Here is a 21,476-nt window from a genome sequence, read left to right as displayed (position 1 = left end):
GCCTGCGATGAACGGTTCGTCGTTTGTGACAGCTCAGGGCGCGAGTGGGGATGTCTGCGTAACCGCCGCGCCGGTCGTGCCGCGCAACTGACGCGGCTCCAGGATCGCCGCCGTCTCGATCAGGTCGAGCGCCCGCCGAGCCTCAATGTAGCGCCGCGCCGCCTGCACCCATCGGTCGGCCGCGCCCTTGCCCGGCATCCGCTCCACCTCGGCCAGCGCCGCCCCCACGCGCCCGCCATCGATATATCGCAGCGCCCGGTCGAGCGCCGCCTCGGGCTTGGGCGAAGGCGTGCTGGCCTTTCGGATCGAAACCAGTTCGCGCGCCTCATGTTCCAGTGCCGTCCACCAACTGGCGCCGGGCGGGGTTCGGGTCACTTGATCGGCGATCTGGTTGAGGCCTGCGCGCAGGTCCACAAGCGTGATCGGCTCGCGCGCGGCGTTGATGATAGCCGCCACTGCGCGCGGCTGCGCCTGGCCGAAGCGCAGCCGCAGCTGCCCCTCGATATAGCCAAGCGGCGCTCCGCTATCGAGCGCCCGTCGCGCGGCGAAGGCGACCAGCAGTCCCTCGGCCCGCGCGGCGTTGCCCGACGCCGCCTGCGCCTCCACGGTGATGCGGTTGAGCCGTTCCTCCAGCTGCACGACGCGAGTGTCGAGCATCTGTGCGGCGTCGGCGGTGAGGGGGCGAGGGGCGATGCCTGTCGCTGCCACTGAACCCGCCAGCGGCGCAGGTACGGCCGCCTGCGGCTTGGCGCTCCCGAAACGCTGCTGGATCTGCGGCCAGGCCCAGACGGTCACGCCCACCCCCAGCGCAAAGGCGATCAGCAGCAGGATGAGCACGGGCAGCGGGCTGCGCCGACGCGGCGCCGGCGCGGGATGCGCGACGTCGATGCTGCCAGCCTCACCCTCGTCGCTCATGCGGACCCTTTCGCCTGTCATTGGCCCGTCAATCGCACAATCGCGCGGCAAGGGCCAGCATCTCGTCATCGTCAGGACGTTCGGCCGCCCGCGCGCTGGCCCATCCCGTCCCGCAGGTCGCAAGTGCCGCCTCGCTGATCGCCACCACATGCAGCGTTGCGCGCCGCGCCACGGGGATCTGCGCCGCTGCCCGTTCGCCCGCGCGCGGGGAATGGACCAGCAGCACTGCGCCCTCGACAGCCTCCGACAAAAGGCGCGGATCGGGCGGCGTCGCCGTCATGCTGTAAACGGCGATGCGCGTGACGATCAGGCCGTCGCTATCCATCGGCGCGATCGTGGTGCCCGCCAGATGGAGCAGCCGTCGGTGCCCGTCCGCCGCGATCCGCGCGGCGATGGCGCTGCCGTCCGCCGATCCGGCGACGACACCGGCAAACCCCGCCTGCTCCAGCGCCCGCGCCGTGGCCGTCCCCACGGCATAGGCGGGCAGCGCCCTGTATCGCGCCAACGCTGGCCCGCCGAGCCGCGCGGCATGGGCGCTGGTCAGCAGCAGCGCGTCGAACGCCGTCGATGCTGGTGGCGTCCACTCGATGGGCTCCGGCGCGAACAGCGGCAACAGCCGCACGTCCAGCCCCATCGCCCGCGCCCGCGCGGTAGTCGCGTCCGCGCCGGGCTGCGGCCGCAGGATGAGGATGCGACTCACCCCTCGAACAGGCTGCGCAGCGCCGGGCTGGCGCGCGCCAGCAGCGCGCGCCCCAGCGCTTCGCCGGCCGCCAGGTCGCCCCGCGCCAGCCGCGCTTCCTCGCGCACCGTCTCGGTCCCGTCCGGGCTGATGATCTCGGCCCGCAGCCAAAGCGCGTCGCCCTCGACCACCGCCAGCGCGGCGATCGGCGAATGGCAGGTGCCGCCCAGCCCCTTGAGCACCGCGCGCTCCAGCATTACCGCGTCGAACGTCTCGCGATGGTTGATCGTGCCCAGTGCCTTCAGCACCGCGTCATTGTCCGCCAGCGTCTCGATCCCCACCGCGCCCTGCGACGGCGCGGGCAGCATCGTCTCGATCGCCATCGCCACGCCGATCCCGCCTTGCCCCAGTCGGTCGAGCCCCGCCGCCGCCAGCAAAGTCGCATGAACCTCGCCCGCCGCCAGCTTGGCGAGCCGCGTCGCGACATTGCCCCGGAAGAGGGTGATCGTCGCGTCGGGCCGCAGGCGCTTGACCTGCGCGGCGCGGCGCGGCGAGCTGGTGCCGACGACCGGATGAGAAACCAGCGCCTCGAAGCTGTCCGCCCCCACCAGCCGGTCGCGTACATCGGCCCGTGGCATCATCGCCGCCACGCTGAAAATGTCAGGCCGGATCGTCTCGACATCCTTCATGCTATGGACCGCGAAGTCGATCTCGCCTGCCACCAGCGCCCGGTCCAGCTCCTTGGTCCACAGCGCCTTGCCGCCGATCTCCGCGAGCGCCCGGTCCTGGATGCGATCGCCGCTGGTTTGCACTGTGACGATCTCGATGGCCGTCTCGTCCCAGCCATGCGCCTCGATCAGCGCGCGCGCCGTCATGCGTGCCTGGGCCAGTGCCAGCGGCGATCCTCTGGTGCCCAGGCGCAACGGTCGGCCAACGTTCAGTAGTTCGGTGAACAACATATGCGCCTTGCTCTAATGACCGGCGGCATTAGATGGAAGCGGCAATGACCATCATCCTCGGCCTGGAATCGAGCTGCGACGAAACTGCGGCAGCGCTGGTGACGGCCGATGGCCGCATCCTCGCCCATCGCCTCGCCACGCAGGACGAAGCACACCGCCCCTATGGCGGCGTCGTGCCCGAAATCGCGGCCCGCGCCCATGTCGAGGCGCTGACGCCGCTGGTGGAGGCGGCGCTGGCCGATGCCGGCATGACGCTGGCGGACGTCGATGTGATCGCCGCCACCGCCGGGCCGGGCCTGATCGGCGGCGTGATGGTCGGCCTCGTCACCGGCAAGGCGCTCGCCCATGCGGCGGGCAAGCCGCTGATCGCGGTCAACCATCTTGAAGGGCACGCCCTCTCGCCGCGCCTCGCCGACCCATCGCTGCAATTTCCTTATCTGCTGCTTCTCGTGTCGGGCGGCCATTGCCAACTGCTCCATGTCAGGGGGCCGGGCGATTATGCGCGGCTCGCCACCACCATCGACGATGCAGCGGGCGAGGCGTTCGACAAGACGGCCAAGCTGCTCGGCCTCGGCTATCCGGGCGGTCCGAAGGTCGAGCAGGCGGCAGCGCAGGGCGATCCCAAAGCCGTGCCTCTGCCGCGCCCTCTGGTCGGAACGGCGGACCCGCATTTCTCCTTCGCCGGCCTCAAGAGCGCGGTCATGCGCGCGGTCCAATCCGGGCAATATAGTACAGACGATATCGCCGCTTCCTTCCAGCAGGCGGTGATCGACTGCCTTGTCGATCGCACCCGCAAGGCGCTGGGCGAGAGCGTCGGCGTCACCGCGCTGGTGGTCGCGGGCGGAGTGGCGGCCAATGGCGCCATCCGCGCCGCGCTCGAATCGCTTGCCATGACCCACGACCTGCCCTTCGTCGCGCCGCCGCTATGGCTCTGCACGGACAATGCCGCCATGATCGCCTGGGCCGGGGCGGAGCGCTACGCGGCCGGGCTGGTCGATGACCTGACCGTGCCGGCACGGCCGCGCTGGCCGCTCGATCCGGCGGCGGAAAAGGCGCGCGGCGCGGGGGTAAAGGCATGAAGGCGGGAGTCATCGGTGCGGGCGCATGGGGCACGGCACTGGCCCAACTCATGGCGGCGGACGGGCGGGAGGTCGCGCTCTGGGCGCTCGAAGCCGACGTGGTCGATGCGGTCAACCGCACGCGGGAAAACCCGCTCTATCTGCCCGGCATCCCGCTCGCCGCCTCGATCCGCGCCACCGGCGCAATGACCGACCTTGCCGACTGCGACCTGTTGCTCGTGGTCAGCCCGGCCCAGCATCTGCGTACCATAGTCGCACAAGCGCCGGCGGGTGTGCCGCTCGTCCTCTGCTCGAAGGGGATCGAGGCGGGCACTGGCCTGCTGATGTCCGAAGTCGCGGCGCAGGCGCAGCCCGCTTCGCCCATCGCTGTCCTGTCCGGCCCCACTTTCGCGCATGAAGTGGCCAAGGGGCTGCCCACCGCGATCACCCTCGCCTGCGAGAATATGGACCTTGGCCAGCGTCTCGCTGCCCGCATCGCCCGGCCATCCTTCCGCCCCTATGTGTCGGACGACGTCATCGGCGCGGAGATTGGCGGCGCGGTCAAAAATGTGCTCGCCATCGCCTGCGGTGTCGCGGAGGGGGCGGGGCTCGGCCTCAACGCCCGTGCTGCACTCATCTCGCGCGGCTTTGCCGAAATGACCCGCTTCGGCCTGGCGCGTGGCGCGCGGGTGGAGACGCTGGGCGGCCTCTCGGGCCTCGGCGACCTTGTCCTCACTTGCTCCTCCACCAACTCGCGCAACTTCTCGCTCGGCAAGGGACTGGGGGAAGGGGCAAGCGCTGCCGACCTGCTCGCTAACCGCCGCACCGTGGCGGAGGGCGCGCACACAGCGCCCGTCCTGCGGGACGCCGCGCGTGCCGCAGGCGTCGAGATGCCGGTGGTCGAGGCGGTCTGCGCGCTGCTCGCCGACGCCGTGCCGCTCGCCCAGGTGATCGACGCGCTGCTCGCGCGCCCGCTGCGTCCCGAATAAGCCGTCGCGCGCGCGTCAGAAACCGCCTACAACCCCGCCGCAGCCATGACCCAGGCCCCCCAGCCCCTTTCGGCGAGCGATCGCATCTTGCCCGACGACGGCGACGACATCGCCGCGCTGGCGAAGGGTGGGCGGACCAACGTGTTCGGCTTCCTGTTGCGGTTGGCGGCGCGGCTGCCGTTCCTGTTCATCGCCGGGCGCTGGTATGGCGCTGACGCACTCGGGCGCTTCGCTTATGCCGTGCTGGTGGTGGAGTTCGTGGCGCAGATCGCGACCCTCGGCCTCAAACGGGGGCTGGCCGGCGCGCTGGCGCAGACCGAGCGGCCCCATGCCCATGTCGTCACCGACGCCATGGTCGTGACCTTCGCCGCGGCGCTACTGGGATCGGCGATCCTCGTCGCCTTCCCGCAGGCGATGTTCCCCAACAGCAATATCAACGGCCTCGATCGGCTGCTGGCACTGACCGTCATCGCCGTTGCCGGGTCCGACGTGGCGCTCGCGGCGTGCGCCTATCGCTTCGATGTCGGCGCCACGGTGCGCGCACGCTCGATCATCGAGCCTTGGGCGATCAGCATCGGCGCCTTCGCCTTTGCGTTCTATTCGACCCGCGACGGCCTGATCCTGTCCTACGCCGTGTCGATGATCGCGGCGCTGGTCGCCTCGCTCATCCCCATGGCCCGTCATTACGGCGTGCCGCGCGGCTGGCGGCCGGATGGCCGGCGCTTGTGGCGGCTGGCGCGCCGCAACCTTCCGCTCGCCGCCGCCGACGGGGTGGAGTGGGGATCGCGCCGGCTCGATATGGCGATCCTCGGCCTGTTCGTCAGCCCCGCCGCGATCGGCATCTATTATGTCGCGCAGCAGGTCGCGTCGCTGCCGCAGAAGCTCAAGACCAGCTTCGACCCGATCCTCGGCCCGGTCATCACCCGCAACCTTGCCGAAAACAACCTGGCCGCCATCGCCCGGCAGGTGAGCCAGGTCGGCTTCTGGATCATCGCCGCGCAGGCGGGGATCGCGCTCGCGCTCGGGATACCCGGCGAAGCGGTGATGGGCCTCGTCGGCCCGCATTTCGTCGGCGGCACCGGGGCGCTCGCCTTCCTGCTGCTGGCCGAGGTCGTCGCGGCGACCGCGGTGGTCAGCGAATCGGCGCTGGTCTATATCGCCCGGCACCGCAACCTCATGGTCTCGCTCGTGATGATCGGGCTCCAGGCGGGGTTCAGCTTCGCGCTGATCCTGGCCGCCCGCCAGATGGAATTGCCGGTCATGTGGATCGCCGCCGCGCCCGCGCTCGCGCTCTGCCTGGCGCTGGGGGTGAGCGCCTTCGTCAAGGCGCGGCTGCTCTCCCGCCTGCTCGGCGCGCCGATCAACGCCTGGCGCTGGCCGCTGCTGAGCGCCGCCGGGGTGGGCTGCATCGTCGGTGCGGCCTTCGTCGCGCTGCCGCCGCGGTTCGAGTGGGTCGAACTCGCGGTCGGCGTCTGGGCGATCCTTGCCGCCTACGGCGTCGTCATCTGGCGCTGGGGCTTCGGCCCCGAGGACCGGACCCTCTTCCGCAAGCAGAAACCAGCTTAGGCGAACAGCCGGTCGCGGATCACGCCCAGATCATCCTCCGGCCGCGCGCCCCAGTGGGAGATGACCTCCGCCGCCGCCGCCGCGCCCAGCGCAAGCGCATCCTCGACGCTCCGCCCGTCGATATGTGCGGCGAGGAAGCCCGACGCGAACAGGTCACCCGCGCCGGTCGTGTCGATAATCTGTGCCACCGCGGCGGCTGGCGCTTCATGGCGCACGCCGTCGACGATCGCCACCGCGCCATGTTCGCCCCGGGTCGACACCAGCACTGGCACCTTGTCGGCGAAGCGCGTCAGCGCGCTCTCGAAATCCTCGACCTGCGCCAGCGACCGGATCTCGCCCTCGTTCGAGAAGAGAATGTCGACGAGGCCCGAGTCGATCAGATCGATGAAGTCGGCGCGATGCCGGTCGATCACGAAATTGTCGGACAGGGTGAAGGCGACCTTTCGACCCGCGCCCTTCGCCGCGTCGATGGCCGCCCGCATCGCCGCGCGGGGCTGCTCCGGATCCCAGAGATAGCCTTCCAGATAGAGGATGCCCGCCGACCGGATCATGTCGAGGTCGAGCGCCTGCGCGGGCAGGAATTGCGACGCGCCCAGGAAGGTGTTCATCGTCCGCTGCGCGTCGGGCGTCACCAGGATGAGGCAGCGGGCGGTCGGCACGTCGCCCTGCATGACCGGCGTGTCGAAGCGGATGCCGAGCGCGCGCACGTCATGTGCGAACACTGCGCCCAGCTGATCGTCATTCACCTGGCCGATGAAGCCGCATTTTTTGCCCAGCGCCGCGAGCCCCGCCAGCGTGTTCGCCGCCGATCCGCCGCTGATCTCCTTCGCCTGGCCCATGTCGGCATAGAGCGTCTCCGCCATCGCGGCGTCGATCAGCTGCATCCCCCCCTTGGTCAGCGCATGTTGGGCGAGGAAAGCGTCGTCGCTGCGGGCGAGCACGTCGACGATGGCGTTGCCGATGGCGACGACGTCCAGAGTGGGGGCAGCGGTCACGCAAATTCCTTCGGGCTGTTCGTAAATTGCGCCGTCTCTAGCCATCGCCGCGCGCCCGTGCAACGCCGCTGATTGACGCGGGCGGCGGGGGAGGGGATAGCTTGCCCCATGGTCCTGACCGCCGCCCTGCGCGCCATCCCCTCGCTTTTTCGTGGCACGACCTTGCGTCTGCTCGGCAAGACATTGGCGCTGACGTTGCTGCTCTTCGCGGTGCTGGCGGGGGGCCTTTGGGCGGGATTTCATGCGCTGCGGCTCTGGCTCGGCTGGGGCGGCGGCGGGCTGGCCGAAGCGACGGCGACGGTGGTCGCGGTGGTCGCCGCCGGCTGGCTTCTGTTCCGTGCGACGGCGATGGCGGTGATGGGGCTGTTCGCCGACGACATCATCGAAGCGGTGGAGCGCGACGCTTATCCCCAAGTGACGGCAAAGCCGGTCGGCTGGGGGCGCAGCCTGCGCTTCGCCCTCGCCTCGCTCGGGCGGACGATCGGCTGGAACCTGCTGGCGCTGCCCGCCTACCTCCTGCTGCTTCCCACCGGCGTGGGGGCGCCGGCATTGCTCGTGACCTTGAACGCCTATCTGCTCGGCCGCGACATGGCCGACATGGTGGAGCCGCGTCATCCCGCCCTCCCGCCGATCGGTCGGCGCAGCCGGTGGCTCATGGGCCTCGTTCCGGCGCTTCTGTTCCTCGTGCCGCTGGTCAACCTGCTTGCGCCGATCTTCAGCGCGGCTATGGCGGTGCATATGCTGCTCGGGCGAAAGACATCCGCATGACCCTTCGCATCGGGCTTGCCGCATTGCTGGCGCTGCCGCTCGCCGCTTGCGGCGCGGGCACGATCGTGCCGCCCGCCGCCTCTGTCGCGCCACCGCCGGGGCCGCCGGCCAGCGCCTTCATGAAACAGGGGCCGCTGCTGGGGTCCGACGCCAGGGGGCTGACGCAGATGTTCGGCCAACCCCGGCTCGACATCCGCGAGACTGGCGTGCGCAAGCTGCAATATGGCAATGGTCGCTGCGTGCTCGACGCTTATCTTTACGCCCCCGCCAAGGGCAAGGAGCCGGTCGTCACCCATGTCGACGCGCGCACGCCGGCCGGCGTGGACGTCGATCCGGCAACCTGCGCGACGGCGTTGCAGGCCAAATAATCCTATCCCCGAAGTATACAGTGTCGTGGGGCGTTTTCCGCCGGAAGCGTTCGCGACGCGCTTGCAAAGCGCCGCCGACGCGCCTCCTGAGTCACGATCACGTAACGGTCGGGTCACAGCAACGCGCCTGCCGCGCGTCCGCTGCGCGTCAGTTGGATCAGGCATGAAGGGGAAGGGGCGGTGCGGCGTCATCCGGGAGGATAGGCCATAGCGTATCCTATTAGGAAAGGCTTCTCCGGGCGGGCGTGATGGTTCGCGCAGAGGCGAAGAGAGCGCAGAGGCTTTTCACGCGGAGGCGCGGGGACGCGGAGAAGATGTGAGAGGAAGGCCGCCTTTGGCGGCTTGAAACTCTCTGCGTCCTCTGCGCCTCTGCGCGAACAAATTCCTTCCTCCGCGTCTCCGCGCCTCCGCGTGAACCAAAAGATGTGCCAACCCTCCTCCTGTCATGCCAGGCTCGACCCGGCATACTGCTTTCCTTTCGGAGGGCGAAGAGAAGGAGCGGGATCCCGGCTCAGGGTCGGGATGACGAACATTGCGCTGCTACGCCTTTAACTGCGCGATCGCCCAGCTTGCCGCTTCCGCCACCACCGGGTCGGCGTCCTGCGTCAATGGCTGGAGCCGCGCCACCAACTTCGCGTCGCGGCTGTTGCCCGCCGCAATCGCGGCGTTGCGGACCATCCGGTTGCGCCCGATGCGCTTGATCGGCGAGCCGGAGAAAATCTCCCGGAACGCCGTATCATCCAGGTCGAGCAGGTCGGCGAGCGCGGGCGCGGCCAGTTCCGCGCGGCCCAGGAACGCGCGGTTCGCCGCGCCCATGTCGGCGAACTTGTTCCACGGGCACACCGCCAGGCAATCGTCGCAGCCATAGATGCGATTGCCGATCCCTGCGCGCAGTTCGTGGGGTATCGGCCCCTTATGCTCAATGGTGAGGTAGGAGATGCATCGGCGCGCATCGACGCGATAGGGCGCGGGGAAGGCGTCGGTCGGGCAGGCGGTCTGGCATGCGGTGCAGCTGCCGCAATGGTCGCTCTCCGCCGCGTCGGAAGTCAGGGCCAGTTCGCTGTAGATCGCGCCCAGGAACAGCCAGCTGCCATGGTCGCGGCTGACGAGATTGCTGTGCTTGCCCTGCCAGCCAAGTCCCGCGCCCTGCGCCAGCGGCTTTTCCATCACCGGCGCGGTATCGACGAAGACCTTCAGGCTGCCGGGCTGTCGATCCACCAGCCAGCGGGCCAGGCTCTTCAGTCCCTTCTTGACGACGTCGTGATAATCCTTGCCCTGCGCATAGACCGAGATGCGCCCCCGGTCGCCCGCGCCCTCCAGCGCCAGCGGATCGCGCCCCGGCGCATAGCTCATCCCCAGCATGACGACGCTGCGAACCTCGGGCCACAGTCCCTTGGGCGATCCGCGCTGCTCCGCCCGCTCCTCCATCCACAGCATGTCGCCATGATGCCCCGCGTCCAGCCAGGCGCGCAGCCGCGCCGCGGCTTCCGGCGCGGCGTCGGCGGGCGCGATGCGGCAGGCGGCAAAGCCCAGCCGCGCGGCCTCCGCCTTCAGCCGCTGCTCCAAGGTTTCGGTTTCCATGGGGTTGGGTCCAGACTATCAGGGCGGGATGAACGGTGACGTCCCGGCCCCGGAAAGCCCCTATGCCGTCGAAGGCCATGGGCTTGTCAAGAATTTCGGCAGTTTTCGCGCGGTGGACGGCATCGACATCGCCGTCCCGGCGGGGTCGATCTACGGCATATTGGGGCCGAACGGCGCGGGCAAGACGACGCTGCTGCGTACCCTGCTGGGCATCGTCGACCCTGATGAAGGGCACCGGACCCTGCTGGGCGCGGATCAGCCGCTGCGGATGGCGCGGCAGGTCGGCTATCTGCCCGAGGAGCGGGGGCTTTATCCGTCGATGAAGGCGGCCGAGGCGATCGCCTTCATGGGCGCGCTGCGCGGCCTGCCGCTGGCCGAAGGGCGCAGGCGAGGGCGGGCGCTGATGGAGGGGCATGGGCTTGGCGGCGCGATCGACAAGCCGATTCGCCAGCTGTCCAAGGGGATGGCGCAGACGGTGCAATTGTTCGGCACCATCGTTCATCAGCCGCGCCTCATCGTGCTGGACGAGCCATTTTCGGGCCTCGACGCGATCAATCAGGAGAAGCTGGAGGCGCTGATCCGGGAACAGGCGCGGCGCGGCGTCACCATCCTCTTTTCGACCCATGTCATCGCCCATGCCGAGCGCCTCTGCGAGCGCATCGCCATCGTCGCGGGCGGGCGCATCCGGTTCGAGGGCACGCCGGGCGAGGCCCGCGACCGGCTGCGGCCGCAGGTGCGGCTGCGCACGCGCATGATCGATGGGGCATGGCGGCGGGCGCTGCCGGCGGACACGGTCGCCGACGACGGCGCGTGGCATTTCGCGCTGCCCGAAGAAGGGATAGAGCCATTGCTGCGCGCGCTGATCGACGACAAGGCGGGGATCGAGAGCCTGTCGATCGAGCGGCCGGGGCTGCACGACGCCTTCGTCGCTATCGCCGGGGCTGACGCGGCGCGGGCGATGGACGCGCGCGATGAGGAGGAAGCGGCATGAGGGAACTCTGGCGCGCCGCCTTCGTCATCGCCCGGCGGGATTTCAGCGCCGTGGTGCTCTCGCGCACCTTCATCCTGTTCCTGCTGGGGCCATTGCTGCCGATCCTGATCGGCTTTGCCTTCGGTGGCCTTGGCGAGCGGATCAGCAGCACCGACCTGCGCCCGATCGTCGGCATCGCCCTGCCGGCGGCGGATGCGGCGGCGCTGGAGCGCGCTCATGACCGGCTGACCGAGCGGATGGGCGAGCGCGCGCTGCCGCGCCTGCGCCCCGTGCCCGCCAGCCCCACGCCGCGCGCGCAGCTCGCGCGCCCCGATTCGGCGGTGGTGGCGATCCTGTCGGGCAGCGTCGCCCGCCCGGTGCTGACCGGCAAGCCCGAGGATCTCGACAAGCTGCAGGGCGATCTCAGCCTGATCGCCAGCGCGGCCAAGGCGGAAAAGACACTGCGGCTGGTGAAGGTCGAGCGGCAGGAAGTGGCGACGAGCCTCGGCGCGCAGGCGCAGGCGCGGCTGTTGATCGGCCGCGTCGCGCAGGTGGTAATGTTCTTCCTCACCATCCTGCTGGCGGGCATGATCCTGTCCAACCTGGTTGAAGAAAAGACGAACAAGATCATCGAGATCCTCGCCGCCGCCGTACCGATCGACGCGATCTTCCTGGGCAAGCTGATGGCGATGCTGGCGATGAGCTTCGTCGGCATCGCCTTCTGGGGCGCGACCGCGTTCGGCATATTCCTGTTGCTGGGCGGTGATGCGACCGCGCTGCCGACGCCGGCGGTGGGCTGGCCCCTGTTCCTGACGCTCGCGGTGCTTTATTTCGCCATGGCCTATACGCTGCTGGGGTCGCTGTTCCTGGGGATCGGCGCGCAGGCGGCGACGGTGCGCGAGGTGCAGACGCTCAACATGCCGATCACCATGGGGCAGATGCTGATCTTCTTCTTCGCCAGCTACGCCGTCGACCATATGGGATCGCCGGCCGAGATCGCGGCGTGCATCTTCCCCTGGAGCTCGCCCTTCACCATGATCGCGCGGGCGGCGCAGGAACCGGCGATCTGGCCGCATCTGCTGGCGCTTGTCTGGCAGGCGGCGTTCGTGGCGCTGATCATCCGGGTGGGCGTGCTGCTGTTCCGGCGGCATGTGATGCAGTCGGGCGGGCGCTGGTGGAAAAATCTGTTCAGGCCGGCGACAGGCTGAACCGGCTAGGGGAGGGACCATGAACCGGCGGCATTTCCTGACGGCACTGGGCGGCGGCGTCGCCGGCCTTGCGCTGTGGCAGATGCTGCCCGGGGATGCGGAAGCCGCCTATCCCTATGCCCTGACCGATGAGCAGTGGCGCAAGAGGCTCAGCCCTTGGGCCTATAAGGTGCTGCGCCACCAGGCGACCGAATATCCCGGCAGCAGCCCGCTCAACAAGGAGCATCGCAAGGGCGTCTTCGCCTGCGCCGGATGCGACCAGCAGCTTTTCAGTTCGGCGACCAAGTTCGACAGCGGGACCGGCTGGCCGAGCTTCTGGAAACCCTTGCCCAAGGCGGTGGGGACGAGCCGGGATTTCGACCTGGGATATCCCCGCACCGAAGTGCATTGCGCACGCTGCGGCGGGCATCTGGGCCATGTGTTCGACGATGGGCCCAAGCCCACGGGCCTGCGCTACTGCATGAACGGCGTCGCGATGCGCTTCATTCCGGCCTGATGCGGTAGAGCCGCAGCGGCCCGGCGCCGGGCACCGGCTCCAGCCAGGCAGGCACGCGCCCCTTCGCCAGCATCGCCGCGAGGCCATCGGAGCCAGCGCGACGATAGGACGCCATTTCCGACAGGCTATCGCAGCGCAGCAGATAGGCTGCGCTGGTATGCGTGATGACGGCCCGCGCCCGCTGTGGCGCCTGCACGAAACCCTCTATCACGGCGGTGATGCCGACCGCATTGCGATGATGCGCGGTGGCGATCACGCGGTGGCGGGTCTGGACCAGAATGTCGGGGCCAAGGTCGATCGGCGCGAACAGCGTGGTCGGCGGCAGGCCGCGGAGCAGCGCGAAACTTTCCGGCGTCTTGCAGCCCGGCCCGGTGGGCTTGGCGGGTTCGGACTTGGCCGCCACTGCGACCCATGCGCCACATAGGCCCGCCGGCGTCAGCAGCACCAGCGCCACCGACCCCAGCACGCGGACCGGCATCCGCGCGCTCGCCTGCGCCCGGACGAACAGCGTCAGGATCGCCCAGGCCAGCCCCGGCAGCGCAAAGACATGCGCCACCGACAGCGCGCGCATGACCAGGCAGGCGATGGCGGTCGCGCCTGCGATCAGCAGCGCCAGCGTCAGCCAGCGCATCCGCGCCTCGCCCTGCGCGCCCCGCGCGGCGGCGATCGACGCGATAAGGCCGGCCAGCGGCGGCAGCAGGATCACCCCCTGCATCGACGCGCTCTGTTCCCAGATCGGGCGGCCCTCCATCACCTGAAGATACCAGAGGCGGTAGGCGGTAGGCCCGAGCGCCGCGAAGGGATCGCCGGTGAGGCACGGCCCGCCGGTGAGGGCAAAGACCACCAACGCCGCCCCGCCGCCGATCGCCGCGATCCAGAATCGGTCGGCCCCCGACCCGGTCCCCCGCCAGCGCGCCGCGACCAGGGTCGCGGCGGCAAAAGCCGCGAGCGGCCAGACATAGACGGCCGAAAGCGCGTCGCAATAGGATGTGATCGCCGCGCCCGGCCCACGCAAGGCCACGAGCATCGGCAACGCCGCGCCGCCCAGAGCCCCGGCGAAGCCAATGAAGCGCGCCGCCTGATCCCGCGCGACCCAGTGCCGCAGGGCGAACACCGCGCCGAATAGCGCGGCATAGGGCAGGGCTTCGCTCGAAATCTGGAGCCAGGTCGCGATCGCAAGTCCCGCGACGATCCCGCCGCGCCGCACCCGCCCGTCCATCGCGCCGGCCAGCGCCAGCGTCGCCAGCATGATCTGCCAGCCATGATGGTCGATCCGCAGCGGCGTGAACTGGACGAGGATGCTGGGGGCCGTCAGCAGCAACGCGACGGCGATCAGTGCCGCTCGCGCCCCCGCCATCCGCCGCGCCGCGACGAACAGGGCGGCGACCAGCCCGCCCAGCAGCAGCAAAGGCATGGCGAGGCAGGCGACCAGCTCCGCCGCGCCCGCGCCCAGCAACGGCCGCAGCAGCAGGATGAGGCCCGCAACGGGCATGTCGACGATCCGGCTCCAGTGCATCGGGCCGCCGACCGGCGGGTTCACCCGATGCTGGCTGACGTCCCAGAATGCCTGCCCGCCGATCCAGTCGCGCACCTGCGCCAGCCGCATCGCATCGTCAGGATCGCGAAAATTGAAGTCCGCATAATTGGCGCGGAACAGCCAGAGCATGACCCCGGCGCAGAGGAACCACGCCAGCAATGCCCAGAGCGCCGCGCGGCGCAACTCCGGCGCGCGCCGGTCCGGCGACATTGGCGTCAGGCGGCCTTCAACCGCGAAGGCACGGCGCGGACGCTGGCAAGCGCGGCCTGCGCGTCGGCCTCGGTCGCGTCGACCTGCCCCTCGTCGCCCGCCTCATGATATTCGGCGTCCTCATTGACTTGCCACACGTCATGGACACGCGCGCCCGCGATGATGTTGCGGACCGTCAGCATCGCCGTCATCATCGCATGGTCCTGATTATTGTAGCGGTGCATCCCGTTGCGCCCGACCATGTGGAGCGTGGGATAGCGCGCCTCCAGCTCGGCCCGCATCGCCTGCACATTGGCGGCATAAGCATCGTCATAGACCGGATAGGCCTTCTCCTGCCGCACCACCGCGCCCCCGACGACATCGTCGGGGTTGCACAGGCCCAGCTGCGCCATTTCCTTCGTCGCCAGCGCGATCAGGTCGGCGTCGCTCGAAGCCCACAGGCCGTCGCCCTCGAAACAGAAATATTCGAGGCCGACGCACGCAAGCGAAGGATCCGGCACCATTTCGGGCGACCAGCTGCGGAAGTTCTGGATGCGGCCGACCAGCACCTTGGGATCGTGGATATAGATCCAGTTGTCGGGAAAGATGTCCTCGCCCTTGACCATCAGCGCGACGGTCAGGAAGTCGCGATATTTAAGGTCCATCGCCTGGGGCAGCGTGTCGGGCAGCGGATGGATGCGCCCCGCCAGTTCGCGCATCGGCGCGGAGGAAATGACATGGCCGGCCTCGATCGCCACCTCGCCCTCGGGGCTTTGCGCGATCAGGCGCCAGCCGGTGCCGCCCGGCACCTGCTCCAGCCGCTTGAAGCTGTGCGCCATCAGCACATGGTTGCCGCCGTCGACCACCTTGTCGCGCGCGGCTTCCCACATCATGCCGGGGCCAAGGCGCGGATAGCGGAACGTCTCCAGCAACGTCTTGGTCGCCATGCCGTCATTGGGCCGTTTGTTGAGGCCGAGGCTGCGCTTGAGACCATCGGTCACCGCGCCCCAGAGCGACAGCCCCTTGATCCGCTGCGCCGCCCAGTCCGCCGACATTTCGTCGCACGGCATGCCCCACACCTTTTCGGTGTAGGTCTTGAAGAAGATCGAGAACAGCTTGTGGCCGAATGCGTTGACGGTCCAATCCTGAAAGGAGCGGACGTTGCGGTTCGGGAACAGCCGAGCCTTGGCGAAGCTCGCCATGCACAGCGTCGAGCGCCAGATGCCGAGATTCCACAGCGCCTCGAACGCGCGCAGCGGATAGCTGTAATATTTGCTCTCATAATAGATGCGGCTCATCCGCGGGCGCTGAATGAAGTCGTCGGGCAGGATCTCGTTCCACAGGTCGACGACCTGTTGCGACTTGGAAAAGAAGCGATGCCCGCCAATGTCGAAGCGGAAGCCGTTCAGTTCCACTGTCCGGCTGATGCCGCCGACATAGGTGGCGTCCTTTTCGATCACCGTTACGCGATAGCCCTGCTTGGTCAGCAGATAGGCGGCGGTGAGGCCGGCGGGGCCAGCGCCGATGATGGCGACGTCCACGCTATGCTCGCTACGCGACATGACAGGCAATTCCCCCGGATGGTCCTTCGTCAGGGCCTGAAGTGAAGGAAATCTTCTAAGGACTGGTTAACGGCCGGTAAGGATGCACTTGGCCTCCAAAACGCCAAAGGGCCGCCCCGACGCATGTCGAAGCGGCCCCCTGCAGTCCCCTTCGTGAGGGGAAGGCGGGACAAGGTTCAGCCTTGGCGCTGGGCCAGGCTGTTGAGGTCGCTGCGCGCGCCCTCGATCGCGTTGCCGTAGCAGGTGCGATAATCCTCCGTCACCGGGAGGATCGATCCGCGCACATAGCCGCACACTTCCTTGGACGCGCGGATCAGGCGATAATCGGCGCGGCGCATTCCGCTGGCGCTGGCAAGATTGAGGTCGTTCACGGGCACGACCACCGAGCGGGTCTGCGCGCCGCTGTTGCCGTCCACGATCACATCCATGCTGTTGCTGCCGGCGCTGGCCATGCCGGGCAGCGCGAGCGCGAGGGAGGCGGTCAGCACCGCCAGCGTCTTCCTGCTCATCCTGTTTCTCCTGTCGAACACATCTTATGCTTTTACGCCCCACGTCTGACGTGGATGTAGGGTCGCCGCTGTAAATAGGCGCACAGGGTGGACAAGAAAAGAGGCCACTTCACAAAAAGTGGCGGATTTCCGTTATTTTGCGGGTGCGAAGGGTTCAGCGTCGCAACGGCAATTGTGGGATCCGGGGCGACAGATCGCTGATGACCTTTTCTGCATTGAACGTGGCCGATGCGGGGAAGCCTTCGCTCCCGGCATTGCCGAACCGAATGGCGGTCGATGCAATGCGGGTCCGGTTCTGCGGCAGGACGAAGCCATCCACGCCGCGCGCGCTTGCAATAAGCGCGGCATGGAGCAAGACCGCTTCGCCCGAAGCCAACCCCCACAGGTTTGGCTCGACGCTGATAATTTCATAGTCCGTGACATCCTTCGGCAGCTTGCGGACCAGATAACGGGGCTTGTTGCCGACCTTCCAGACCGATCCCGAGGCTCGGGCATAGTCCGACTGGCGCACGCTGTTGGCGACCTTTGCGTAGTAATTCTTCGTTAAATCGGGATTCTGCAGCAGTTTAAGGTTGCCGCGCATCGCTTCGTCCCGATAATCCTGGCGCGATCGCGCCCACAGGCCCGTCCGTTCGGCCGCCGGCAGTCCGGCTTGAAGCCGCCCAAACATGTCCGCGACCACCGGCGGCGGCACCGCCAGCCAGCGTGTTCGGCCCGCAAAGGCCGTCCGCGCCTCGGCCCATTTGCCCTGCGTCGCCTGCGTCGCCAGATCATGGAAGGCCAGCAGTTCCTCGACATTGGCGACGCCCGATGCGTCCGACCGCGCACCGCCTTCGGCAACATAGGCGTCCAGCCCCCGACGGGCCTTTGCAGCTATCGCCGCCGCTTGCGGATCGCCCGCCATCATCAGGTACAGCGCGACCAGCGCATCGTTGGAAAAGGGCTTGGCCTTGGGCGCGAAGCCCTGCACCAGCTTCAGCCTGTCGGCTTCATCTTTTGCAGCCGCAGCATAGTCGCCGACCCAGGCGTTGAGCTCGGCGCGCAGCGAAAGATGTTGGGGGCACATGAGCGCGAGCTGATCGAGATAGGCCTTTTTAGCGGGACTGATCGTGGGGGTCAGCTGCACATAGGCCGGAACCCGATATTGGGCGACCAGATCATAGGGCGCGAAAGCGGCCGATCGCAGCGCGGCCGCTTCCGCTTCGGCGGGGCGGTCGAGCCGCACCAGAACCACGGCTTCCAGGAAAGCGGCGGATGATCCCAGCCCAGCATTGAATGCCCAGTCCTGTACGCCAGTCGGGGCGAGCGTGGGCAATGCGCGAACACTTTCGAGCGCCGCGTTCAGATCCTCCGCCTCGATCAGGTGGATCGTCCGCGCCAGCAGCAGTTGCGCGCGGCGCTCTTCGTTACTTTCCTGAGCGATGGCGATGTTGCACGCATCCGCGCCCGCGCGCCCGGCAAGCCGCTTCTCGACATTGCCGTCGTCCTTGTTGAAAACGTCGCCGGCAAGTCCTGCCGTCACGCTGATCGCCAGCAACTGGCCGAATAGTTCGCCAGCGCCGGCATGGCCCTTGCGCCCGTCGCACTGGATGAAGGGAGATGGCGTTTCGGCTGCCGGAGGCGCCGACTCGGGCGTACCGGCCGCCACGGCCATGGTCTCAAGCAGCATTGCGCCGCCAAACAGCGCGCCCACAAGCATTCGCATGAAAACCCCCAGATCAGAACCGGCCCGCCTTCCCCAAGGCGCTGCGCCGCCGCCTCAATGCCGGAAGTGGCGCATGCCTGTAAAGACCATCGCCAGGCCCGCTTCGTCCGCCGCCGCGATCACTTCGTCGTCGCGGATCGATCCGCCCGGCTGGATCACCGCGCTCGCGCCGGCCTCCACCGCTGCCAGCAGGCCGTCGGCGAAGGGGAAGAAGGCGTCGGACGCGACCGCAGAGCCGATCGTGCGCGGCTGCGCCCAGCCCGCCTTTTCCGCCGCATCCTTCGCCTTCCACGCGGCGATGCGCGCGGATTCGAGGCGGTTCATCTGGCCCGCGCCGACGCCCGCCGTGCTGCCGTCCTTGGCATAGACGATGGCGTTCGATTTCACATGCTTGGCGACGGTCCAGGCGAACAGGCAGTCCTTCAGTTCCTGATCGGTCGGTTGGCGCTTCGTCACGACCTTCAATTGCTCGCGCGTCACGCGGCCATTGTCGCGGCTCTGCACCAGCATCCCGCCGGCGATGCTCTTGATCTGAAGGCCGGGGCGCGCCGGATCGGGCAGGTCGCCGGTCAGCAGCAGTCGGAGATTTTTCTTCTTCGCGAAGATCGCCTTGGCGTCCTCATCCGCGTCGGGCGCGGCGACGACTTCGGTGAAGATGCCGCTGATCGCCTCGGCCGTGGGGCCATCGAGCGGGCGGTTGACCGCGATGATGCCGCCGAAGGCCGATACGCTGTCGCAGGCGAGCGCGGCCTCATAGGCTTCGATCAGCGTGTCGCCGGTGGCGACGCCGCAGGGATTGGCGTGCTTGACGATCACCACGGTCGGCGGGCCGTCGCGGAATTCGCTGACCAGCTCCAGCGCCGCATCGGCGTCGTTATAGTTGTTGTAGCTCAGTTCCTTGCCCTGCACCTGCTTCGCCTGCGCAATGCCGTTGGCCGAAGGGCCGGTCGGCAGGTAGAGCGCGGCCGACTGGTGCGGGTTTTCGCCGTAACGCAGCGTCGCGCCGAGCTTGCTCGATACGGCAAGCGTCTCGGGGAACATCGCGCCCTGATCGGCGAAGGCGAACCAGCTGGCGATCATCGAATCATAGGCCGCCGTCGCCGCATAGGCTTTGGCCGCCAGCATCCGGCGGAAGTCGTAGCTGGTCGCCCCCGCCTTCTCGTCCATCTCCGCGATTAGCCGGGCATAGTCCGCCGGGTCGGTGGCAATGGCGACGCTCTCGTGATTCTTCGCGGCGGAACGGACCATCGATGGGCCGCCGATGTCGATATTCTCGATGATCTCCTCGCGTTCCGCGCCCTTCGCCACGGTCGCGGCGAAGGGGTAGAGGTTGACCACCACCAGATCGATCGTGCCGATGTCATGCTCGTCCATCGAAGCGACATGCTCCGGATTGTTCCGCACCGCGAGCAGGCCGCCATGCACCTTGGGATGCAGCGTCTTGACGCGGCCGTCCATCATTTCGGGAAAGCCGGTGAGGTCGGAAATATCCTTCACGGTCAGGCCCGCCTCGCGCAGCGCCTTCGCCGTGCCGCCGGTCGACACCAGCTCCACGCCATGCTTTCCCAGCGCCTGCCCCAGTTCGATGAGGCCGGCCTTGTCGGACACGGACAGGAGGGCGCGCTTGATGGGTAGGTCGGTCATGGAAGGGGGGCTTTCTAAAGGGACGGCGTTGCGCGGTCCCTTAGGGGCTGATGGCGCAAAAATACAGCCCCGAGCAGCATCGGCCAGAGCAGCAGCGCGCCGAGCGCGACCCCGCTCGCCATCGCCAGCGGCGCTGTCACCAGCGGCGTCACGATCACCGCCGCGATGGCCAGCCGCAACCATGCGCCCGCTTGCGGCCAGAGCCACACAGCCGCCAGTCCCGCCATCACCAGATCATAGTCGCTGACATAGAGCGACCCCGCCAGCACCCCCATCGCCAGCACCGCCTTGGCCCGATCGCTCGCCCCCTCGCGCCGCCACACCAACGCGACCGTCAGGGCGACCGCGCCGCTCGCCACCGCCTGCGCGGCGTAGGCGACCGCGACCGGCGCACCCAGATGCCGCACCGCCACGAACACCGACAGCATCCGGTGCCAGGTGCCCGCGCCATCCTCCAGGATCACGCGCTTGAGCATCGCCGCCTGCCGCGCATAGGCCAGCCACGATTCGATCCCGTAAAGCGGCAGCGTCGCCGCCAGCAGCAGCGCCGCGCCGCCCACGAAGGCGAAGAGCGCGCGCCAGCGCCGTGCCGCGATCAGCGCGACCGGGATCAGCCAGCCAAGCTGCGGCTTCACCACGAACAGAGCAAGGATCGCACCGGCCAGCAAAGGCCGCCGATCGATCAGGATGAGGCCCCAGCCGATGATCGCCGCCGTCCAGCAGCCATTCTGCCCGCCGATCGCGTTGATGAACACCGCCGGCAGCGCGACCGCCAGCAGCAGGCCATGCCCCGGCGCGATCCGCCTCGCGGCGCTGGCGAAGGCGGCCCAGCCCGCCCCCTGCCACAGCGCCCAGGCAAGCGGATAGGGCAGCAGCGCGAATGGCGCGCTCGGCAGCCACATGACCGGCGGATAGCTGTAATGATAAAGGTCGATCGGCGCGCCAACGACGCCCGTCTCGAACGCGTGGAAGCGCCCCAGATCGTAAACAGCCTCCGCCCGCCCGGTCAGCGCCAGCCGCGCGCCCGACCAGAAATTGAGGAAATCCTCGCCGAACGGATGCCCCATGCCGTCGGTCAGCCCGGCGCGCAGCTGCCGCGCGAGATAGAGTGCCAGCAGCACCCCCGCGACCGCGCACCAGATGAAGGCGATGCGCCGCAGTCGCACCGGGTTCATGATGTCGCCCCCTGCCGGCGGCATCAGTGGCCCGGCATGGTGCCGGGTCGCAGGCGGGGCAGCAGGTGCGCGACATAATCGCCCTTGCCCAACGCCACGCCCCGATGCCGCAGGATCGCGTAGGCGGTCATGACGTGGAAGTAGAATTGCGCCAGCGTCCAGTCCCGCGCGTAGCTAAGCGCCGTCAGGTCGAAGATCATGCCGTTGGGCAGGTCGTGCGCCAGCGGCGCGTCGGCTTGCCCGTCGAGCGCGTCGTCGGCCAGTGCATCCAGCATCGCAATCGTCTCGGCGATGCGCGCCTGCGCCTCCGCGATCGTGCCCGGCCGCTCGTCCGCCGCTCGCCCTTCGTCCAGCATCGTCTGCACGATCGGGGGAAAGGGCATGTCCCGCAACCGATGCACAGCTTCCCACGCTTGCACGCAGGCGAAGCGTATCTGCGTCGCGAGCGGGAACATGTCGGGCGCAATCCGCGCCGCGAGCAGCGCGTCGGCATCGCCGGTCGCCTCTGCCTTGGCAAGCCAGCCCGACAGGCTGCCGAGCATCTGCCGATAAGTGGGGACGAGCATCGCGGTCAGTGACACGGGTTTCTCCTGGACGGTCGCG

20 protein-coding genes are annotated in these 21,476 nt (G+C 68.6%); 8 read left to right on the top strand and 12 right to left on the bottom strand.

Features of this window, described 5'->3' with window-relative positions; genetic code table 11:
• Positions 1 to 33 precede the first annotated feature (33 nt).
• Genes ACETPF_RS11315 through hemC form a run of 3 tightly spaced genes read right to left on the bottom strand, consistent with a single transcriptional unit; the run spans position 34 to position 2,553 of the window.
• Positions 34 to 915, bottom strand: a complete 882-nt coding sequence (locus tag ACETPF_RS11315) for a hypothetical protein (RefSeq protein ID WP_373934581.1) — start codon at positions 913 to 915, stop codon at positions 34 to 36.
• 28 nt (positions 916 to 943) lie between these two features.
• Positions 944 to 1,615: a uroporphyrinogen-III synthase gene (locus tag ACETPF_RS11310; RefSeq protein ID WP_373934580.1), complete on the bottom strand. Its 672-nt coding sequence runs from the start codon at positions 1,613 to 1,615 to the stop codon at positions 944 to 946.
• Positions 1,612 to 2,553, bottom strand: a complete 942-nt coding sequence (gene hemC / locus ACETPF_RS11305; protein ID WP_373934579.1) for a hydroxymethylbilane synthase — start codon at positions 2,551 to 2,553, stop codon at positions 1,612 to 1,614. The genes ACETPF_RS11310 and hemC overlap by 4 nt, the downstream gene beginning before the upstream one ends.
• 44 nt (positions 2,554 to 2,597) lie before the next feature.
• Between hemC and tsaD the strand changes: the two genes are divergently transcribed.
• Genes tsaD through ACETPF_RS11290 form a run of 3 tightly spaced genes read left to right on the top strand, consistent with a single transcriptional unit; the run spans position 2,598 to position 6,166 of the window.
• Positions 2,598 to 3,632 (top strand): tRNA (adenosine(37)-N6)-threonylcarbamoyltransferase complex transferase subunit TsaD, encoded by a 1,035-nt coding sequence (gene tsaD, locus ACETPF_RS11300; protein WP_373934578.1) that lies wholly within the window; start codon positions 2,598 to 2,600, stop codon positions 3,630 to 3,632.
• Positions 3,629 to 4,600, top strand: a complete 972-nt coding sequence (locus tag ACETPF_RS11295; RefSeq protein ID WP_373934577.1) for an NAD(P)H-dependent glycerol-3-phosphate dehydrogenase — start codon at positions 3,629 to 3,631, stop codon at positions 4,598 to 4,600. The genes tsaD and ACETPF_RS11295 overlap by 4 nt, the downstream gene beginning before the upstream one ends.
• Before the next feature lie 45 nt (positions 4,601 to 4,645).
• Positions 4,646 to 6,166 (top strand): lipopolysaccharide biosynthesis protein, encoded by a 1,521-nt coding sequence (locus ACETPF_RS11290; RefSeq protein WP_373934576.1) that lies wholly within the window; start codon positions 4,646 to 4,648, stop codon positions 6,164 to 6,166.
• Here the strand turns inward: ACETPF_RS11290 and ACETPF_RS11285 are convergent.
• Complete coding sequence (locus ACETPF_RS11285; RefSeq protein ID WP_373934575.1) at positions 6,163 to 7,206, bottom strand: adenosine kinase; 1,044 nt, start codon at positions 7,204 to 7,206, stop codon at positions 6,163 to 6,165. The two genes, ACETPF_RS11290 and ACETPF_RS11285, sit on opposite strands and share 4 nt — an antisense overlap.
• A gap of 63 nt (positions 7,207 to 7,269) precedes the next feature.
• Here ACETPF_RS11285 and ACETPF_RS11280 point away from each other — a divergent pair, with 63 nt between their 5' ends.
• Both ACETPF_RS11280 and ACETPF_RS11275 read left to right on the top strand, forming a co-directional pair.
• Positions 7,270 to 7,929 (top strand): EI24 domain-containing protein, encoded by a 660-nt coding sequence (locus ACETPF_RS11280; RefSeq protein ID WP_373934574.1) that lies wholly within the window; start codon positions 7,270 to 7,272, stop codon positions 7,927 to 7,929.
• The gene (locus tag ACETPF_RS11275; RefSeq protein WP_373934573.1) at positions 7,926 to 8,297 is read left to right on the top strand and encodes a hypothetical protein; all 372 of its coding nucleotides are present in this window, start codon (positions 7,926 to 7,928) and stop codon (positions 8,295 to 8,297) included. The genes ACETPF_RS11280 and ACETPF_RS11275 overlap by 4 nt, the downstream gene beginning before the upstream one ends.
• A gap of 540 nt (positions 8,298 to 8,837) precedes the next feature.
• Here ACETPF_RS11275 and queG read toward each other — a convergent pair.
• The gene (gene queG / locus ACETPF_RS11270; RefSeq protein WP_373934572.1) at positions 8,838 to 9,878 is read right to left on the bottom strand and encodes a tRNA epoxyqueuosine(34) reductase QueG; all 1,041 of its coding nucleotides are present in this window, start codon (positions 9,876 to 9,878) and stop codon (positions 8,838 to 8,840) included.
• Positions 9,879 to 9,906: 28 nt separating this feature from the next.
• On the opposite strand from queG, the gene ACETPF_RS11265 reads away from it, so the two are divergent.
• The 3 genes from ACETPF_RS11265 to msrB are packed head-to-tail and all read left to right on the top strand — an operon-like array spanning position 9,907 to position 12,552.
• Entirely contained in the window at positions 9,907 to 10,869 is a 963-nt protein-coding gene (locus ACETPF_RS11265) for an ABC transporter ATP-binding protein (protein ID WP_373934786.1), read from the top strand.
• Positions 10,866 to 12,056, top strand: a complete 1,191-nt coding sequence (locus ACETPF_RS11260) for an ABC transporter permease (RefSeq protein ID WP_373934571.1) — start codon at positions 10,866 to 10,868, stop codon at positions 12,054 to 12,056. Before ACETPF_RS11265 ends, ACETPF_RS11260 begins: the two co-directional genes overlap by 4 nt.
• A gap of 19 nt (positions 12,057 to 12,075) precedes the next feature.
• The gene (gene msrB / locus ACETPF_RS11255; protein WP_373934570.1) at positions 12,076 to 12,552 is read left to right on the top strand and encodes a peptide-methionine (R)-S-oxide reductase MsrB; all 477 of its coding nucleotides are present in this window, start codon (positions 12,076 to 12,078) and stop codon (positions 12,550 to 12,552) included.
• Here msrB and ACETPF_RS11250 read toward each other — a convergent pair.
• The 7 genes from ACETPF_RS11250 to ACETPF_RS11220 form a co-directional block, all read right to left on the bottom strand.
• A complete protein-coding gene (locus ACETPF_RS11250) occupies positions 12,539 to 14,299 on the bottom strand; it encodes a hypothetical protein (protein WP_373934568.1) in 1,761 nt (586 codons plus the stop codon). The two genes, msrB and ACETPF_RS11250, sit on opposite strands and share 14 nt — an antisense overlap.
• Positions 14,300 to 14,304: 5 nt before the next feature.
• Entirely contained in the window at positions 14,305 to 15,840 is a 1,536-nt protein-coding gene (locus ACETPF_RS11245) for an NAD(P)/FAD-dependent oxidoreductase (protein ID WP_373934567.1), read from the bottom strand.
• 176 nt (positions 15,841 to 16,016) lie between these two features.
• On the bottom strand, positions 16,017 to 16,349 hold the full coding sequence (locus tag ACETPF_RS11240; RefSeq protein WP_373934566.1) for a UrcA family protein: 333 nt from the start codon (positions 16,347 to 16,349) through the stop codon (positions 16,017 to 16,019).
• A 154-nt stretch (positions 16,350 to 16,503) separates the two neighbouring features.
• Positions 16,504 to 18,054 (bottom strand): hypothetical protein, encoded by a 1,551-nt coding sequence (locus ACETPF_RS11235; protein ID WP_373934565.1) that lies wholly within the window; start codon positions 18,052 to 18,054, stop codon positions 16,504 to 16,506.
• A gap of 54 nt (positions 18,055 to 18,108) precedes the next feature.
• Positions 18,109 to 19,698 (bottom strand): bifunctional phosphoribosylaminoimidazolecarboxamide formyltransferase/IMP cyclohydrolase, encoded by a 1,590-nt coding sequence (gene purH / locus ACETPF_RS11230; protein WP_373934564.1) that lies wholly within the window; start codon positions 19,696 to 19,698, stop codon positions 18,109 to 18,111.
• Between the two features lie 14 nt (positions 19,699 to 19,712).
• Positions 19,713 to 20,897 carry a glycosyltransferase family 87 protein gene (locus ACETPF_RS11225; RefSeq protein ID WP_373934563.1) on the bottom strand — a complete coding sequence of 395 codons (1,185 nt, stop codon included), beginning with the start codon at positions 20,895 to 20,897 and terminating at the stop codon, positions 19,713 to 19,715.
• On the bottom strand, positions 20,897 to 21,454 hold the full coding sequence (locus ACETPF_RS11220) for a DUF1993 domain-containing protein (protein ID WP_373934562.1): 558 nt from the start codon (positions 21,452 to 21,454) through the stop codon (positions 20,897 to 20,899). Before ACETPF_RS11220 ends, ACETPF_RS11225 begins: the two co-directional genes overlap by 1 nt.
• Positions 21,455 to 21,476: the final 22 nt, after the last annotated feature.

The organism is Sphingobium agrisoli (genome assembly GCF_041877245.1).
In the GTDB taxonomy this organism is placed as follows: domain Bacteria; phylum Pseudomonadota; class Alphaproteobacteria; order Sphingomonadales; family Sphingomonadaceae; genus Sphingobium.
This window is presented reverse-complemented; position numbering and strand designations above follow the sequence as displayed.

Excerpts from the sequence above, each read along its gene's own strand:
- ACETPF_RS11315 (WP_373934581.1), bottom strand. The coding sequence starts at position 915 with ATGAGCGACGAGGGTGAGGCTGGCAGCATCGACGTCGCGCATCCCGCG.
- hemC (WP_373934579.1), bottom strand. The coding sequence starts at position 2,553 with ATGTTGTTCACCGAACTACTGAACGTTGGCCGACCGTTGCGCCTGGGC.
- tsaD (WP_373934578.1), top strand. The coding sequence starts at position 2,598 with ATGACCATCATCCTCGGCCTGGAATCGAGCTGCGACGAAACTGCGGCA.
- ACETPF_RS11295 (WP_373934577.1), top strand. The coding sequence starts at position 3,629 with ATGAAGGCGGGAGTCATCGGTGCGGGCGCATGGGGCACGGCACTGGCC.
- ACETPF_RS11290 (WP_373934576.1), top strand. The coding sequence starts at position 4,646 with ATGACCCAGGCCCCCCAGCCCCTTTCGGCGAGCGATCGCATCTTGCCC.
- ACETPF_RS11285 (WP_373934575.1), bottom strand. The coding sequence starts at position 7,206 with ATGGCTAGAGACGGCGCAATTTACGAACAGCCCGAAGGAATTTGCGTG.
- ACETPF_RS11280 (WP_373934574.1), top strand. The coding sequence starts at position 7,270 with ATGGTCCTGACCGCCGCCCTGCGCGCCATCCCCTCGCTTTTTCGTGGC.
- ACETPF_RS11275 (WP_373934573.1), top strand. The coding sequence starts at position 7,926 with ATGACCCTTCGCATCGGGCTTGCCGCATTGCTGGCGCTGCCGCTCGCC.
- queG (WP_373934572.1), bottom strand. The coding sequence starts at position 9,878 with ATGGAAACCGAAACCTTGGAGCAGCGGCTGAAGGCGGAGGCCGCGCGG.
- ACETPF_RS11265 (WP_373934786.1), top strand. The coding sequence starts at position 9,907 with ATGAACGGTGACGTCCCGGCCCCGGAAAGCCCCTATGCCGTCGAAGGC.
- ACETPF_RS11260 (WP_373934571.1), top strand. The coding sequence starts at position 10,866 with ATGAGGGAACTCTGGCGCGCCGCCTTCGTCATCGCCCGGCGGGATTTC.
- msrB (WP_373934570.1), top strand. The coding sequence starts at position 12,076 with ATGAACCGGCGGCATTTCCTGACGGCACTGGGCGGCGGCGTCGCCGGC.
- ACETPF_RS11250 (WP_373934568.1), bottom strand. The coding sequence starts at position 14,299 with ATGTCGCCGGACCGGCGCGCGCCGGAGTTGCGCCGCGCGGCGCTCTGG.
- ACETPF_RS11245 (WP_373934567.1), bottom strand. The coding sequence starts at position 15,840 with ATGTCGCGTAGCGAGCATAGCGTGGACGTCGCCATCATCGGCGCTGGC.
- ACETPF_RS11240 (WP_373934566.1), bottom strand. The coding sequence starts at position 16,349 with ATGAGCAGGAAGACGCTGGCGGTGCTGACCGCCTCCCTCGCGCTCGCG.
- ACETPF_RS11235 (WP_373934565.1), bottom strand. The coding sequence starts at position 18,054 with ATGCGAATGCTTGTGGGCGCGCTGTTTGGCGGCGCAATGCTGCTTGAG.
- purH (WP_373934564.1), bottom strand. The coding sequence starts at position 19,698 with ATGACCGACCTACCCATCAAGCGCGCCCTCCTGTCCGTGTCCGACAAG.
- ACETPF_RS11225 (WP_373934563.1), bottom strand. The coding sequence starts at position 20,897 with ATGCCGCCGGCAGGGGGCGACATCATGAACCCGGTGCGACTGCGGCGC.